This window comes from Caulobacter sp. SRI_014 (assembly GCF_057586315.1).
This window is the reverse complement of sequence record NZ_JBYCZQ010000004.1, coordinates 32083-47101: the sequence shown is the minus strand read 5'-3', so window position 1 is coordinate 47101 and position 15019 is coordinate 32083. Positions and strand designations below refer to the sequence as shown.

General features: G+C 67.5%; 14 protein-coding genes. 9 read left to right on the top strand and 5 right to left on the bottom strand.

Features of this window, described 5'->3' with window-relative positions; genetic code table 11:
• The first annotated feature begins 63 nt into the window (after nucleotides 1–63).
• From AC2YG9_RS11065 to AC2YG9_RS11040, 6 genes are all read left to right on the top strand, one after another.
• Nucleotides 64–1407, top strand: a complete 1344-nt coding sequence (locus AC2YG9_RS11065) for a DUF4139 domain-containing protein (RefSeq protein WP_487298031.1) — start codon at nucleotides 64–66, stop codon at nucleotides 1405–1407.
• Between the two features lie 4 nt (nucleotides 1408–1411).
• A complete protein-coding gene (locus AC2YG9_RS11060) occupies nucleotides 1412–2974 on the top strand; it encodes a DUF4139 domain-containing protein (protein WP_487298030.1) in 1563 nt (520 codons plus the stop codon).
• Nucleotides 2975–3008: 34 nt separating this feature from the next.
• The gene (rnr, locus tag AC2YG9_RS11055) at nucleotides 3009–5360 is read left to right on the top strand and encodes a ribonuclease R (RefSeq protein WP_487298029.1); all 2352 of its coding nucleotides are present in this window, start codon (nucleotides 3009–3011) and stop codon (nucleotides 5358–5360) included.
• A gap of 123 nt (nucleotides 5361–5483) precedes the next feature.
• Nucleotides 5484–6506 carry a DUF4424 domain-containing protein gene (locus tag AC2YG9_RS11050; protein ID WP_487298028.1) on the top strand — a complete coding sequence of 341 codons (1023 nt, stop codon included), beginning with the start codon at nucleotides 5484–5486 and terminating at the stop codon, nucleotides 6504–6506.
• Between the two features lie 299 nt (nucleotides 6507–6805).
• Nucleotides 6806–7531, top strand: a complete 726-nt coding sequence (locus AC2YG9_RS11045; RefSeq protein ID WP_487298027.1) for an NUDIX hydrolase — start codon at nucleotides 6806–6808, stop codon at nucleotides 7529–7531.
• On the top strand, nucleotides 7528–8088 hold the full coding sequence (locus AC2YG9_RS11040; protein ID WP_487298026.1) for an NUDIX hydrolase: 561 nt from the start codon (nucleotides 7528–7530) through the stop codon (nucleotides 8086–8088). The genes AC2YG9_RS11045 and AC2YG9_RS11040 overlap by 4 nt, the downstream gene beginning before the upstream one ends.
• A gap of 10 nt (nucleotides 8089–8098) precedes the next feature.
• On the opposite strand, the gene AC2YG9_RS11035 is transcribed toward AC2YG9_RS11040, so the two are convergent.
• Nucleotides 8099–8653: a hypothetical protein gene (locus AC2YG9_RS11035; protein ID WP_487298332.1), complete on the bottom strand. Its 555-nt coding sequence runs from the start codon at nucleotides 8651–8653 to the stop codon at nucleotides 8099–8101.
• 98 nt (nucleotides 8654–8751) lie between these two features.
• Here AC2YG9_RS11035 and rpmG point away from each other — a divergent pair, with 98 nt between their 5' ends.
• Complete coding sequence (rpmG, locus tag AC2YG9_RS11030; protein WP_018079812.1) at nucleotides 8752–8919, top strand: 50S ribosomal protein L33; 168 nt, start codon at nucleotides 8752–8754, stop codon at nucleotides 8917–8919.
• Between the two features lie 76 nt (nucleotides 8920–8995).
• Here the strand turns inward: rpmG and AC2YG9_RS11025 are convergent, their stop codons facing one another.
• The 3 genes from AC2YG9_RS11025 to AC2YG9_RS11015 all read right to left on the bottom strand — a co-directional run bounded on the left by AC2YG9_RS11025 (nucleotide 8996) and on the right by AC2YG9_RS11015 (nucleotide 11330).
• Nucleotides 8996–9403: a hypothetical protein gene (locus AC2YG9_RS11025; protein ID WP_487298025.1), complete on the bottom strand. Its 408-nt coding sequence runs from the start codon at nucleotides 9401–9403 to the stop codon at nucleotides 8996–8998.
• A 192-nt stretch (nucleotides 9404–9595) separates the two neighbouring features.
• Entirely contained in the window at nucleotides 9596–10960 is a 1365-nt protein-coding gene (locus AC2YG9_RS11020) for a PleD family two-component system response regulator (RefSeq protein ID WP_487298024.1), read from the bottom strand.
• Nucleotides 10961–10964: 4 nt separating this feature from the next.
• Nucleotides 10965–11330: a response regulator gene (locus tag AC2YG9_RS11015; RefSeq protein ID WP_487298023.1), complete on the bottom strand. Its 366-nt coding sequence runs from the start codon at nucleotides 11328–11330 to the stop codon at nucleotides 10965–10967.
• Between the two features lie 101 nt (nucleotides 11331–11431).
• Between AC2YG9_RS11015 and AC2YG9_RS11010 the strand changes: the two genes are divergently transcribed.
• Both AC2YG9_RS11010 and AC2YG9_RS11005 read left to right on the top strand, forming a co-directional pair.
• On the top strand, nucleotides 11432–12094 hold the full coding sequence (locus AC2YG9_RS11010; RefSeq protein WP_487298022.1) for a 5' nucleotidase, NT5C type: 663 nt from the start codon (nucleotides 11432–11434) through the stop codon (nucleotides 12092–12094).
• A gap of 177 nt (nucleotides 12095–12271) precedes the next feature.
• Entirely contained in the window at nucleotides 12272–14656 is a 2385-nt protein-coding gene (locus AC2YG9_RS11005) for an alkaline phosphatase family protein (protein WP_487298021.1), read from the top strand.
• On the opposite strand, the gene AC2YG9_RS11000 is transcribed toward AC2YG9_RS11005, so the two are convergent.
• Nucleotides 14607–15014 (bottom strand): hypothetical protein, encoded by a 408-nt coding sequence (locus AC2YG9_RS11000; protein WP_487298020.1) that lies wholly within the window; start codon nucleotides 15012–15014, stop codon nucleotides 14607–14609. The two genes, AC2YG9_RS11005 and AC2YG9_RS11000, sit on opposite strands and share 50 nt — an antisense overlap.
• Nucleotides 15015–15019 lie beyond the last annotated feature (5 nt).

The window sequence follows — 15019 nt, the reverse complement described above, 5'->3', positions numbered from 1 at the left end:
GGCTATCGACAGTCCGCCGGGGTCATGCAAACTTGCCTTTGTAAATTCAAGCGGGGTTCCTCGATGCGTACCTTCCTCCTCGCCGCCAGCGTGCTCGCGCTCGCCGCGACCGCGGCTTCGGCCCAGCAGCGCCAGCTCTCGGTGACCATCTACAACTCGGGCCAGAGCCTGGTTGAGGACACCCGCACCGAAAACCTGACCGCCGGCCGCCAGCGCATCGAGTTCAAGGACGTCTCGCCGCAGATCCGGTCCGAGACCGTCACCCTGTCGGCGACCGGCATCTCGATCATCGAGCAGAACTTCGACTACGACCTGCTCAGCCCCCAGACCCTGATGGAAAAAGCCGTCGGCGAGACGGTGACCATCGTCCGCACCAACCCCGGCAACGGCCAGCAGACCACCGAGCGGGCCAAGGTCCTGGCGGTCAACAACGGCGTGGTCCTGCAGATCGGCGACCGCATCGAAATCCTGCGCGACGACGGCGTCCCCGCCCGCGTCATCTTCGACAAGGCCCCGCCCAGCCTGCGCGCCCGCCCGACCCTGTCGGTCACCGTCGACGCCGCCCAGGCCGGCCCCCGCCCCGCCAAGCTGACCTACCTGACCAACGGCATGGGCTGGAACGCCGACTATGTGGCCCTGTTCGACGAGAAGAACGGCAAGATCGACGTCCAGGGCTGGATCACCTTGAGCAACACCACCGGCGTCGACTTCACCGACGCCGAGGTCCAGCTGGTGGCCGGCAACACCGGCGGCGGCATCCGCTATTCCCCCCCGGCGGTGACCTCGGCCGGCACGATGACCGGCACGGCCGTGCCGCTGGCCGACTACTACCTCTACCCGCTGAAAGAGCGCACCACGATCGCCCAGAACCAGACCAAACAGGTCAGCTTCCTGGACGTCATCGGCGCCCCGGCCCGCAAGGCCTACCGCATCGACCTGGGCGGCTTCGCCAGCCGCGAACAACCGATCTCGGCCGCCGTGAAACTCGAGTTCGCGGCCGGCGGCGGCGGCGAACCGATGCCGGCCGGCACCGTGCGCTTCTACGTCCGCGACCAGCAGGGCAATCCGAAGTTCATCGGCGAGAACGAGATCGGCCACACCCCGGCCGGCTCCGACCTCTCGATCCAGACCGGCCAGGCCTTCGACGTCACCCTGACCCCGACCGTTGTCACCACTGACAAGCGCAGCACGACCAAGACCCGCTACGGCATGAGCTACGTCGTCCGTAACGCCCGGCCCGAGCCGGTCGTGGTCCAGGTCCGCCAGGGCGGCCTCGGCCGTGACGGCAAGCTGATCGAGGAAAGCCTGCCCTCCAAGCGGCTCAACGCCCAGACCCTGCAGTGGGACGTCCCCGTCCCGGCCAACGGCGAGACCACCCTGACCTTCACGGTCGACAGCGGCTACTGATCCCATGCCCCGCTCGTGGCTGACAGCGCTGGGGATTGCGCTGGCCCTCTTCACGGGGGCCGCGCCGGCGCTCGCCCAGGTTTCGGACAGGCCCGACAGCGTCGCCCTGACCATCTACCAGGACCCTTACGGCGGCAGCTATTACGACGGGCGTTCCGGTCTGGCCCTGGTCACCGAATGGCGGACCATCACCGTCCCAGCCGGCCAGACCAAGGTCACCTTCCGGGGCGTCGCCGCAGGCATCGTCCCGACCACGGCCGCCCTCGACGGCCTCCCCGCCCAGATGGTCGAGCGCAATCAGGACTACAACCTGATGAGCCCCGGCTCGATCGTCGCCGCCGCCATCGGCGAGCCGGTCCGGCTGGTCCGCACCAATCCGGCCACCGGCGTCGAGACCACCCGCACCGCCATCCTGCGCTCCGGGCCCAACGGGGTCGTGCTCGAGGTTGACGGCGGCATCGAAGCGCTTGGCTGCAGCGGCGAGCCCGAGCGCATCGTCTTCGACAAGCTGCCCGACGGCCTGGCTTCAGAACCGACCCTGTCGATGACCGTGCGGGCCAAGGCCGCCGGGACCTATCGGGTGCGCCTGACCTACCTGGCCGTTGGTCTCAACTGGAAGGCCAACTACGTCGTCACCGTCCGTCCGGACGGCAAGACCCTCGACCTGACGGGCTGGATCACCCTCAGCAACTCCAGCGCCACCACCTTCGCCGACGCCCCGACCCAGGTGGTGGCCGGCGATGTGGCGCGCAGCTGGCGGACCCGCGCCACCGTGGTCTACGGCCGCCGCAAGGAAACCGCCTGCTGGCCGACCGGTCTCAACTTCGCATACAACGAGCGCGACATCGTCGTCACCGGCAACCGCATGGACCGCCCGATGATGGCCATGGCCCCGCCGCCCCCGCCTCCGCCGCCGCCCGCACCCCCACCTCCGCCTGCGGAAGCCAAGGCCGAACAGTCGGAACTGGGCGACTACAAGCTCTACACCCTGCCCTACCCGACCACCGTCGCGGCGCGGCAGACCAAGCAGCTGCTGATGCTCGATGCCGACGCCGTCGCCTTCGACCGCGTCTACCGCTTCACCAGCTACCCGGGCGCGACTTGGAACCCGGACGTCAAGGACCAGCCGGTCCAGCTGATGCTGCGCATGAAGAACCGCAAGGACGTGGGTCTCGGCCTGCCCCTGCCCGGCGGCAACGCCATGATCGGCCAGGAGACGACGGACGGACGCCTGATGGCCGGCGAGTTCAAGTTCGAGAACAGCGCCATCGGCGCCCCCTTCGACCTCATCCTTCAGAACTCGCGCCAGATCGAGGTGACGCCGAAACTGGTCAGCCAGACCTCCAAGGGCAAGCGCAAGACCCAATGGGTCTATTCCCTCGAGGCGGTGAACAACACCGCCGCCCCGGCCGCCTTCGAATGGCGGCTCCAGGACTACGGTCAAGTCTACAGGATCACCGCCTCCAGCGTGAAGCCGGTGGCCCGCGACGGCGGCCGGGTGATGCCTGTGGTGCTGGCGCCGGGCGAGAAGCGGACCCTGACCTGGACCCTGCTCGTCACGCAGTAGGTGCGCTTCGGCGGCTGGCGCGTTATGCCAGCACATGGCCAAGCCTCCCACATTCTCCCGCGCGCCCAAGGTTTCGAAGAAGGCGTCCGCAAAGGTCCCTCAAGGGCTGCCCGACAAGGACACCCTGATCGCCTTCCTGCGCGACGCCGGAGAGGCCGCAAAGGCCGACATCGCCCGCCACTTCGGCCTCAAGGGCGCCGACCGCAGGGCCCTGCGCGAAATGCTGCGCGAGCTGGAGGCCAAGGGCGACCTGGGCAAACGCGGCCGCCGCGGCTTCGCCGAGGCCGGCGCCCTGCCGCCGGTCGGGGTGGCCGAGGTGGTCGAGCGCGACGCCGACGGCGACCTCTACGTCCGCCTCAGCAAAGGCGGCGACGACGCGCCGATGGCCCGGCTGGCCCCCGACAGGGCCGAGAAGAACGCCGGCGCCCCCGGCCTCGGCGACAAGCTGCTCGTCCGCTACGAGCGGCTCGAGAACGGCGAGATCGAAGCCCGGGTCATCAAGCGCCTGGGTCAGAGCGCCCACAAGATCCTCGGCGTGGTCCGCAAGGTGCGCCGCGAAATCCGCGTCGAGCCGGTCGACCGCAAGAGCCGCGACGTGCTGCTGCTCTCCGAATACGATGGCCGAGATCTCAAGGACGGCGACCTGGTCGTCGCCCAGATCCAGCTGGGCGGCCCCCGCGAGCGCTACGGCCCCAAGAACGGCAAACTGCTGGAAGTCGTCGGCCGTGAGGACGAGCCGCGCGCCGCCTCCCTGATCGCCATCCATGCCCACGGCATCCCCACCGGCTTCAGCCCGCAGGCCGAAGCCGAGGCCGAAGAGGCCAAGGAACCCACCCTCAAGGGCCGCGAGGACCTGCGCGAGCTGCCCCTGATCACCATCGACCCCTCTGACGCCCGCGACCACGACGACGCCGTCTTCGCCCACCCCGACGATGACGCCCGCAACGAAGGCGGCTGGGTGGTCTGGGTCGCCATCGCCGATGTCGCCGCCTATGTCCGCCACGGCACGGCCCTGGACAACGAGGCCCGCGAGAAGGGCAACTCCACCTACTTCCCCGACCGGGTCGAACCGATGCTGCCCGAGCGGCTGTCGGCCGGCCTCTGTTCCCTTCGCGAGGGTGAGAACCGCGCCACCCTGGCCGTGCGCATGGTCTTCGGCGCCGACGGCAAGAAGCGCAGTCACCGCTTCGTGCGCGGCCTGATGCGCTCGGCTGCGAAGCTCAGCTACGAACAGGCCCAGGCGGCCATCGACGGCAAGCCCGACGACAAGACCGGCCCGCTGCTGGACAGTGTCCTCAAGCCCCTGTGGGCGGCCTACAACGTCATGCTGAAGGGCCGCCGCGCCCGCTCCCCCCTGGGGATAGAAAGCGACGAGCGCCGCATCCGCTTCAACCCCGAAGGCGAGATCGTCTCCATCGAACGCCGCCGCAGCCTCGAGGCCCACCAGCTGATCGAGGAGATGATGGTCCAGGCCAACGTCTGCGCCGCCGAGACCCTGGAGCAGAAGCGCACCCCGCTGATCTACCGCGTCCACGACACCCCCAGCATGGAGAAGATGCAGTCCCTGGGCGAGTTCCTGGAGACCCTCGGCATCCCCTGGAACAAGGGCGAGGCCCCCCGAACCGACCGCTTCAACAAGCTGCTGGCCGAGACCCGCGAGGGGCCCCACGCCCCCATCGTCAACGAGGTGGTCCTGCGCACCCAGATGCAGGCCCACTACAACAGCGACAACATCGGCCACTTCGGCCTCAACCTGGCCAAGTACGCCCACTTCACCAGCCCAATCCGCCGCTACGCCGACCTCATTGTCCACCGCGCCCTGATCCGCGCCCTGGGATTGGGCGACGACGGCCTGACCGACGCCGACATCAGCCAGATCAAGGACACGGCCGAAAAGATCACCTTCGCCGAACGCCGCAGCATGGCGGCCGAACGCGACGCCACCGACCGCTATGTCGCCAGCTTCCTGTCCGACCGCGTCGGCGCGACCTTCGAGGGCCGCATCACCGGCGTCACCCGCTTTGGCCTCTTCGTCCGCCTGGCCGAAACCGGCGCCGACGGCCTGGTCCCGGTCTCCACCCTCGGCGAAGAATACTTTGTCCACGACGAACGCCTCCACGCCCTGGTGGGCGAACGCACCGGCGCCCGCTGGCCACTGGGCATGGCCGTCGAGGTCAAGCTGCGCGAGGCGACCCCGGTCACCGGCGGCCTGCTGTTCGAAATGCTCAGCGAACCCGCCAAGGCCGACCCCAACGCCCCGAAACCCCGCCTGGGCGTCCGCCGCCAGTTCAGGGACGGCGGCAACACCCGCGGCGGCCCGCCCCGCAAGGGCGGCCCGGGCTTCTCCCGGTCAGCCGGCAAGCCGGGGGGCAAGAAGCGGCGCTAGCCCTTCTCCCCCACCCCCACTCCCGTTCGCCCCGGGAATCCGAAGAGCGGATGTTGGGGGAGGAGGCTTGCGAACCCCGCCGCTTCCCTGTCCCATGAGCCCACCACCAAGGGGGCCCCGACCATGAAGCGCCACATCCTGCTCGCCGCCACGCTCGCGGCCCTCATCGCCCTCCCGGCCCTGGCCAACGACTCCACCGCCGAGCTCGCCGCCGGCGGTCTCGTCCTCAAGACCACCGACAGCATCGAGATGCGGTCCGAGGACCTCTACATCAGCCAGAAGGAAGTGGTCGTGAAGTACCGCTTTCAGAACACATCCGCCGCCCCGGTCAGCACCATCGTCGCCTTCCCCATGCCCGACATTGGCGGCGAAGGCTTCTTCGAGAGCGACAACGGCCTGCCCAGCGACGACGCCACCAACCTGTTGCAGTTCCACACCCTGGTCGACGGCAAGCCGGTCAAGGCGCAGGTCGAGCAGAAGGCCCTGGTCAAAGGCGTCGACCGCACCGCCTGGCTGAAGGCCCACGGGATCCCCCTGGCCGCCCACCGTCCCGAGGCCGGCAAGGCCCTCGACGCCCTGAGCCCCGCCGACAAGGCCGAGGCCGTCAAACTGGGCCTGGCCTGGATCAACGAATATGACGCCGGCAAGGGTTGGGAGTCGCACGCCGAACCGGCCTGGGTGCTCAAGACCACCTTCTACTGGACCCAGACCTTTCCGCCCGGCCAGATCGTCAACGTGGAGCACCGCTACATCCCGGCGGTCGGCGGCAGCGTCGACACCATCGTCGGCATGTCCTCGCCGGATAACCCCGAGTTCCAGGCCTCGATCAACGCCGAGCGCAAGAAGTACTGCGTCGACCAGAGCTTCCTGGCGGCCATGAACCGCAAGGCCGCAAAGGCCGAGGGCACGATGAGCGGCTACACCGAAAAGCGGATCGCCTACGTCCTGAAAACCGGCGCCAACTGGGCCAAGCCGATCGGCGACTTCCGGCTCGTCGTCGACAAGGGCGCCGCCGACAACCTGGTCAGCTTCTGCGCCACCGGCGTGACCAGGATCGCCCCGACGCGGTTCGAAGTCCTCAAGAAGAACTACACCCCCACCAGCGACCTCGAGATCCTCATCCTCGAACCTCTGCGGACCGAATAGGGCCCGGAATTCTACCCGGGCAAAATTATCAGAGCTCTCGACGGTCTCCCCACCCGCCTCCCTGGGCCCAAACGCGACAGGGTGGTCTTTGGTGGGTCTGTTCGGTTCAAACATAGGTCGAATGCGGCGGCGAGAGAGGCCTGAAGCGCCCCTCATGTAGGTGAATTATTGGCAATTAGAACGCTGTTTTTGCTGAAGATATTATCACAGCATTCTGCTATACTGACGGCGTTTCCCGATAGCAGAGGCTTCCGCAACGGCATACTTCCGCCGCGCCGCCAGCCCCTTACACTGCCCCCATGACCAAGCCGATCCTCGACCCCAACTACGACCCGCGCAGCGATGGCGCCATGCGCGACGGCGGCAAGGCCATCCGGCCCCGCCACGCCGCGACGCTGATCGTGGTGCGGCGGGATGCAAAGAAGCCGCGCCTGCTGATGGGCCGCCGGGCCAAGGGCCATGCCTTCATGCCGTCCAAATGGGTCTTCCCCGGCGGCCGGGTCGATCGCGGCGACTTCACCGCCCCCTCGGCCAGCGAACTCGCCCCCGACGTGGAAGCCAGGCTCGCCCTGACCCTGCGCCACAAGTCCCCTGCCCTGCCCCGCGCCCTGGCCATGGCCGCGGTGCGCGAGACCTTCGAGGAGGTCGGCCTCCTGCTGGCCAGGCCCGCCCCCGTCCGCCCGGCCGCCGGCGCCTGGCGCGAGTTCCTGGCCCAGGGCGCCGCTCCTGACCTCAGCGCCCTGCAGTTTGTGGCCCGGGCCATCACCCCGCCCTACCGGCCGCGCCGCTTCGACGCCCGCTTCTTCATGGCCGACGCCGAGGCCCTGGTCAGCCTTGAGCGCCAGCCCGACTGCGGCGAGCTGGACGAGATCGCCTGGGTCGATCTGGACGAGGCCCTGGCCCTCGACCTGCCCAACATCACCCGCTTCGTGGTCGCCGAGGTCGCCGAGCGCCTGGGCGGCGCCGAGCGCCCCGCCCCCTTCATGCGCTTCCTGCAGGGCGCGCGGCGTCTGGACTACCTGTGACCACCCCTGTTCGCCCCAGGCACGCCGCCAGCCTGATCCTGCTGCGTGGAACCGGTCGCAACGCCGAGGTCCTGATGGGCCGCCGGCCGCGCAAGTCGCGCTTCGCCCCTGACGTCTTCGTCTTTCCCGGCGGCGCGGTCGATGCCGCCGACCGCGAGCGACCGCGCCACCTGACGCCCCTCTGCGCCCGCCTGACTCACGCGCCAGGCCGCCTGGCCGGGGCCCTGGCCCGGGCGGCGGTCCGCGAAACATTCGAGGAAACCGGCCTCACCCTGCCCGACAGCGCGCCCATAACCCTGGCCGCCCGCGCCATCACCCCCACCAACAGCCCGGTCCGCTTCCACGCCCGCTTCTTCAAGGCAGACGCCGCCGACGTGACGGGCCATCTCGCGGACAGCGACGAACTCTCCGAACTGGCCTGGCGCCCCCTGCCCGAGGCCCGTCGGCTCCCCCTGTTCGACATCACCGAGGCCATCCTCGACGCCCTGATGGCCGACGACCCGCCCTTCCTCTTCACCTACCGATACGGCAAGGCGAGGCTGAAGACCCTGATCTAGGGCAGCGGCCCTAAGGCAGAGGTTTGGTCAGATCGAACTCGACCCGGAAGTGGCGATTCGGCCGGCGGAGTTCGTAGACGAAGACCTCCCTGGAGATTTCGAGAGCCCAGACATTGTCGACCGACGCGGGGTTTCCCTTTTCCAGGAAGAGGGCCTTGGAAAAGGAATCCGCCGGGAACTCCTGGCGGCCGGGCCGCCCCATCACGACGGCGTCCCCGCCGTACTGCGAAAGGACATCCTCCTTGCCGTCCTCGTGGCGGTGGTCATGCTTCAGGCGCAGTACATCAGGGCGCTGGCGCGTGATCACCCACGTCCGCGAGCGATCCTCGCCCACGGCGAAAGGAATTCTCACCTCTTCGTCGGAGCAGGAGGCGACTCGCATGACCAGGCGCTTGCCGGCGAAATCCTTGTCGGCGGGATCGGTGGTCACGACACGGCCTTCGAACGCCTTGCCGCAGAGGGTCTTCAGCTGGCCGAAAAAGAGGTCGTGTGTCAGGTATTGGCGGGCTGCGGCGGGCGTTGCGAGGAGCAGGGCCGCAGCGGCGGCGATAAGGAAATGCTTCATCCGCAAACCCTATTCGCCACAGGCGTTGACTTCCAGCGATCCATGCGTATGTTCCGCGCCTCGCGAGAATTCGGCCCTGCGGCCATGAGGATATTGCTATGGCCAAACCGGCATCCATCAAGATCCGCCTGAACTCCACGGCGGACACCGGCTTCTTCTACGTCACCAAGAAGAACGCCCGCACCAAGACCGAGAAGATGGTCCTGAAGAAGTACGATCCCGTCGTGCGCAAGCACGTCGAGTTCAAGGAAGGCAAGATCAAGTAGGCTCCGCCGCCTGATCCAACGACGAACGCCCGGCTTCACAGCCGGGCGTTTTGCGTTGTGAGCCAAGGGGTTGGTCCTAGCCCTTGTCCTTCGGCGGACGGGTGCCGATGAACGGCTTCTTGGTCGTCGGCAGGCTCCAGAACAATCCCATCACCGCCAGGCCCAGCAGGCCCAGCATGGCGATGGTGATCACCGTCAGATGCGGCGCGTAGCCCTCACTGGGCAGGCCCTCGACGTGCCGGAAGGTCGACCCCCAGAGGACGATCGCCATGCCGCCCCAGGCGGCGCTGAGCATGCGGGCCCGGGTGCTGCTGCTTTCCCGCAGGACCAGCCAGCCGGCGACCGTCAGCAGGACGCCGACGATAAGATCGTCGACCCAGTAGGGCCACCAAAGTCCATTGATAAGCTGGCGCGCTATGGCCACGCCGAAAGCAATCGGGCCAAGGCATACCGCGATCCAGGCGGACCTCGTACGGGTTTCCATCAGGACTGCCCCTCGCAGCACACTGTTACGTTGAGTTGTCGACTTTCGCGACTCTCACTTACCCGTATCAGGTCTATGTCCGGAGAAATCCAGACTTTCCTATGCCTGAATTGGGTCTTGAACTGTCGGCGACCAGACCAATTCTGTGGACTGATATCGCCGGTACGTCGAAGAGCCTGAGCCCGGCGAACGTCACGCCGCGCGGGCGATGACCCGGTTGCGACCGGCGTGCTTGGCCTCATAGACCGCCCCGTCGGCCCTCTTGAGCAAGGTCTCGGGGGTGTCGAGGTCGGTGACCGTGCTGGCCACGCCGACCGAGATGGTCACCGTCAGCAGTTCCTTGCCGCCGGCCACACGGAACGGCGAGCCGGCCACATGCAGCCGGATGCGCTCGGCGATCCGCTCGGCGTCGGCCAGGCGGGTGCCGGGCATGATCACCGTGAACTCCTCACCGCCGTAGCGGCAGGGCAGATCGACGGCCCGCACATTGGTCGCCAGCCGCACCGCGAATTCGCGCAGCACCTCGTCGCCGGCGTCGTGGCCGAAGCTGTCGTTGATCTTCTTGAAGTGGTCGATATCGATCATCAGGGCGGCCACCGGCTCGCCCCCCATGCTGGCCCGCTTCACCAGGGCGGCCAGCTGGCTTTCCATGTAGCGGCGGTTATGCAGCCCGGTCAGCTGGTCGGTGACGGCCAGCTCCAGCGAATGGTCGAGGTTCTGACGCAGGAAGTCGGTGTAGCGCTTGCGCTTGATCTGGGTCCGCGCCCGGGCGGCCAGTTCCTGGGGATCGATGGGCCGGGTCAGGATGTCGTTGACCCCGATCTCCAGGGCCTTGACCAGCCGCGGCCGGTCGTCGGGATCGACGATGACCAGCACCGGCACATTGCGGCTCTGCTCGTCGGACCGCAGCGCCGCGCAGAAGCGCAGGCCGTCGAAGGCCTTGGCGGCGGCGTTGACGATGATGATGTCGACCGGCCCGCGGGCGGTCTGCAGGGCCTTGTCGTAGTCGCTCTCGACCACTGGCCGGTGCTCGACAGCCAGCTCCGTGGCCACCCGCTGGGACTGGCGGTCGTTGTCGTCGACGATCAGGATGCGGCCGCCCACCCCGCCCAGGCGGGCGGCAGCGCCGGCGATGACGCCCATGCGACGGCCCGATTCCTCGCGCTGGCGCAGTTCGTCGATCACCAGCTTCAGGCGGGTGAGACTGCGCACCCGGGCGAACAGCATGACGTCGTCGATCGGCTTGGTCAGGAACTCGTCGGCCCCGGCCTCGAGGCCCTCGATGCGGTCCGACCGGCCGTCGAGCGCCGTCACCAGCACGACGGGGATATGCCGCGTCTCGGGATCGTCCTTCAGCCGGCGGCAGACCTGGAAGCCGTCCATGCCAGGCATCATGACGTCGAGCAGCACGATGTCCGGCTTCTCGGCGGCGGCGATGGCCAGGGCCGTCGGCCCGTCACAGGCGGTCAGCACCTCGTAGTACTCGGCCGTCAGCTTGGCCTCCAGCAGGCGGACGTTGGCCTCGATGTCGTCGACTACGAGAATACGTGCACTCATCGCCCTACCCTAGAAAGCGGCGGATGGTGTCCAGGAAGTGGGACACCGAAATCGGTTTGGAGATGTAGGCCTCGCAGCCGCCTTCGCGGATACGCTCCTCATCGCCCTTCATGGCAAAGGCGGTAACGGCCACCACCGGGATATGGCTCAGGTCGTCGTCTTCCTTCAGCCATTTGGTCACTTCCAGGCCGCTGATCTCCGGCAGCTGGATGTCCATCAGGATGAGGTCGGGACGGTGTTCGCGGGCGAGCGAAAGCGCAGACAATCCCTCGCGCGTCTGAAGGGTTTCGTACCCTTGCGCGTCGAGCAGGTCGTGGAAGAGCTTCATGTTGAGCTCGTTATCCTCGACGATGAGGACCTTTTTCGCCATCTAGCGTTCGACCTTGAGACCGGAATGCATCGGAAAAGGACTCACCTGAGTCCGTTTCCATGAAGCCAGATCGCACGAATATCCTTAAGCCTGCGCTAATCGTGACCGCCCTCGAAACCCTGACCCCCGCTGAAGCCGCCCAGGCCGTCGCCGTCGATCCGGCGCGCCCGCTGCTGATCGTCGACGTCGACGAGGTGCTGGCCCGCTTTATGGAGGGCTTCGAGACCTTCGTGGCACGCCACGGCTACGAGATGCGGATCGACCGCTTCGCCCTGTTCCAGAACATCTACAAGATCGGCTCGACCGACTGCGTGGACATGCCGACCGGCAAGGTCCTGTTCGACGACTTCTTCCGCGACGGCGCCGACGACCTCATGCCCGTCAACGGCGCGGCCGAAGCGCTGGACCGGCTCAGCTCCAGGATGACCGTCATCATCCTGACCAACGCCCCCGACCACGGCCGCGCCGCCCGCATCGGCTGGCTGCAGACCCACGGCCTGCACTACCCGATGATCATCAACAGCGGCCTCAAGGGCCCGATCGTCCGCGACCTGGCGGCCCGGACCACCGGGCTGGTCGGCTTCATCGACGACTTGCTGCCGAATCTGGAATCGGTGGCGGCCGACGCGCCGGATGTCATCCGCTTCCAGATGATCGCCGACGAGCGCCTGCGCCCCTATGCGCCTACCGATCCGGCGCGGCATGTCTGGGCCGACGACTGGACGGGGATGGAGCCTGCGATCCGGGCGAAGCTGCTGACTTGAGCGCGCTGCCATTCAAAGTAGTAGATTCTTAAATTCCCTTGTTCGTTGACTCCCGTTCAGCCAGCGCGTCATAGTGCTCGCCACGCGCCGGACACGTCGCCCGCGCCTGTCATCACAGTCCCTGTTCAATCGTCGCTCTAGCGGGCGCGGCCGCTGTGTCGCGCCAAGGGTCCAGCCATGTCCACGCCACAGACCGCCCAGGTCTTCATCACCAACCAGACCGACGGCACGGCCAAGATCCAGCTGTGGCACAACAACAGCGACTATGGCACCGAGAGCGCCATCTGGACGGCCGCCCCGGGCCAGACGGTCGGGCCGCTGACCGTGCATTTCAACACCGGCTGGGGGTCGTTTACCGTCCTCGACTACTGGGCCTGCGAGATCGTCGTCACCGGCGGCTCGACGCCCGGCCGCTTCGAGAGCACCGGCATCCTGCAGTACTCAAGCTGGAAAGAGTACCAGCTGCAGGGCAAGGACGCCGGCCAGAACCTGATGTTCACGGTCAGCAGCACCAACTTCTACATCGACCTGAAGTCCGGCGGCGGGTCGACGCCGATGAACCCGGTGAGCCGCCAGTCGGCGCAGGCCTACCTGACCAACAACACCGGCGGCAACGCCACCCTGACCCTGTTCCACAACAACAGCACTGACGGGACCCAGAGCGCCACCTGGACGGCCGCGCCGGGCCAGACGGTGGGGCCGCTGACCGTCTATTTCCGGGTCGGGCTGAACGTCGGCTTCGTGCTCGACTACTGGGCGGTCAAGGCGGCGGTGAAGGACGGGCCCAATCCCGGTATCTACACCTCCAGCGGCTTCGCCAGCATGACCAACTGGAAGGAATGCCAGTTGCAGCAGGCCGACGTGAATCAGAACCTGCCGCTGACCGTCAACACCAGCAGCCTGGCCATCAACCTGCCATCCGGCGGCTGTTCGGCCGGGATGACGAAGACCGGGCCCTACACCCTGATCGACAATGTCTTCGTGCTGATGCTGGAGAACCACTCGTTCGAAAACGTCTTCGGCCAGTCGGACATTCAGGGCATCACCCGCGCCCCGCCCGGCACGACCAACAGCTACGACAGCCGCAACTACGCAAACAGCCCCAACCCGCCCATCGTCCAGAGCGATCCGGTCGGCGCCAATGCCCCCTTTGCCATGCCGACCGACCCTGGCCACGAGTGGTACGACACCCAGGAACAGCTTCTGGGTCCCGAGTGGGGCGTGCAGTATACGGGGCCGAACAAGCAGACCCGCGTCCCCTGGACCCCCTACAACGGTCCGACGGTGAACACCGGCTTCGTCAGCAACTATGCGACGACGGTGACCGAGATCACCTCCAACAATCCCAGCAAGCCGGTTTCGACCGAGTACGGCGACCCGATGCTGGGCTTCACCACCCAAACGGACCTGCCGATCATCTACGCCCTGGCGACGCAGTTCGCAGTCTGTGACGCTTGGCACGCCTCGGTGCCCGGACCGACCTGGCCCAACCGCTTCTTCGTCCACGGGGCCTCGTCGGGCGGCTGGGCCGACTCGCCCAGCAGCCTGCAGACCGTGGCCTGGGAAACGCCCGGCGGCGGCTTCGTCTATCCCAGCGGCGCCTCGATCTATGACCGGCTGAGCGCGGCCGGCCTGTCCTGGCGGGTCTACGTCGACGAGAACGGTCCGGTGTTCGGCGGCATCCCCCAGGTCGCGGCGCTGCAGGGCATCACCTACAAGGTCAACACCAACAATTTCGGCAGCTTCGCGCAGGATGTTCAGGGCCCCTATCCCTACGCCTACACCTTCATCGAGCCCAACTACGGCGACACCACCGGCGGCTCCTACGAGGGCGGCTCGTCGCAGCACCCGATGGACTCGATGGCCGGCGGCGAGGGCCTGATCAAGGCGACGTACGAGGCGATCCGCAACTCACCGCTGTGGGAACGCAGCCTGCTGATCATCACCTATGACGAGCACGGCGGCTTCTACGACAGCGTCCAGCCGACCAAGGCGCCGACTCCCAACGACGGCAGTCCCCAGGACCTTAAGATCAACGACGGCGGCTTCCTGTTCGACTGGTACGGTGTGCGCGTGCCGGCGGTGCTGGTCTCGCCGCTCATCCCCAAGGGCACGGTCGACAAGACCCTCTACGACCATGCCTCGGTGCCGGCGACCCTGGAGGCGCTGTTCGGGCTGCAGCCGATGACGGCCCGCGATGCCGCCGCCAACACCGTCCTGGACCAGCTGTCCCTGCCGACCCCGCGCACCGACTGCCCGACCACCCTGCCCGCCGTCGCCCCGGAACCGCCCCGCGCTGCCCCGCCGACGAACGCCAACGCGCCGCTGCCGCAGGACGGCAACACCATCGGCTTCCTCAAGGTGCTGGCCAAGACCGACGTCGAACTGGCGCGCGGCGATGCGGCCGAGGTGGCCGCAATCGAGGCACAGGTGGCCGCGATTACCACGGTCGGCGAGGCCGAAGCCTACGGCAAGGCGGTGATCGCCAAGGCCGCCGCAGCCCAGGCAGCGGTCAATCCGACAGCGAATGCGCCTCCGCCGAGGCCGGCGTCGGAGGACTAGCGGCCTCCTCTTCATCAGCCGCGCGCAGTGTGATCGGAACGCGGACCCACCGGCCGGCGACCGGCTCACCCGATTTCGTGAAGGGTTCGATGGCCATGTACCGGGCAAGGCGTGGAGCTTGCTCGGGGTAGTCAGCCATGCGTCCCTCGGACTGGAGAAGACAACGGAGGAAGCGGCCGTCCGGCAGGGCTTGGCAGAAGAGAATGAACTGGCCCACCGGGGGGTGCAGCTGGTTTCCGAGGATGCTGCTTGCCTCGGCCCCGGTCGGCAGACGTCGCCAGACCGCGCCGCTCAGCAATGGGGGCGCCTGACAACTGCCAAGCGCCAGGATGCCGGCAATTACAGCAGGTCCGATCATGAATT

What these genes read in the sequence shown, in the direction of transcription:
- AC2YG9_RS11065 (WP_487298031.1), top strand. Translation starts at nt 64, where the DNA reads ATGCGTACCTTCCTCCTCGCCGCCAGCGTGCTCGCGCTCGCCGCGACC.
- AC2YG9_RS11060 (WP_487298030.1), top strand. Translation starts at nt 1,412, where the DNA reads ATGCCCCGCTCGTGGCTGACAGCGCTGGGGATTGCGCTGGCCCTCTTC.
- rnr (WP_487298029.1), top strand. Translation starts at nt 3,009, where the DNA reads ATGGCCAAGCCTCCCACATTCTCCCGCGCGCCCAAGGTTTCGAAGAAG.
- AC2YG9_RS11050 (WP_487298028.1), top strand. Translation starts at nt 5,484, where the DNA reads ATGAAGCGCCACATCCTGCTCGCCGCCACGCTCGCGGCCCTCATCGCC.
- AC2YG9_RS11045 (WP_487298027.1), top strand. Translation starts at nt 6,806, where the DNA reads ATGACCAAGCCGATCCTCGACCCCAACTACGACCCGCGCAGCGATGGC.
- AC2YG9_RS11035 (WP_487298332.1), bottom strand. Translation starts at nt 8,653, where the DNA reads ATGAAGCATTTCCTTATCGCCGCCGCTGCGGCCCTGCTCCTCGCAACG.
- rpmG (WP_018079812.1), top strand. Translation starts at nt 8,752, where the DNA reads ATGGCCAAACCGGCATCCATCAAGATCCGCCTGAACTCCACGGCGGAC.
- AC2YG9_RS11025 (WP_487298025.1), bottom strand. Translation starts at nt 9,403, where the DNA reads ATGGAAACCCGTACGAGGTCCGCCTGGATCGCGGTATGCCTTGGCCCG.
- AC2YG9_RS11020 (WP_487298024.1), bottom strand. Translation starts at nt 10,960, where the DNA reads ATGAGTGCACGTATTCTCGTAGTCGACGACATCGAGGCCAACGTCCGC.
- AC2YG9_RS11015 (WP_487298023.1), bottom strand. Translation starts at nt 11,330, where the DNA reads ATGGCGAAAAAGGTCCTCATCGTCGAGGATAACGAGCTCAACATGAAG.
- AC2YG9_RS11005 (WP_487298021.1), top strand. Translation starts at nt 12,272, where the DNA reads ATGTCCACGCCACAGACCGCCCAGGTCTTCATCACCAACCAGACCGAC.
- AC2YG9_RS11000 (WP_487298020.1), bottom strand. Translation starts at nt 15,014, where the DNA reads ATGATCGGACCTGCTGTAATTGCCGGCATCCTGGCGCTTGGCAGTTGT.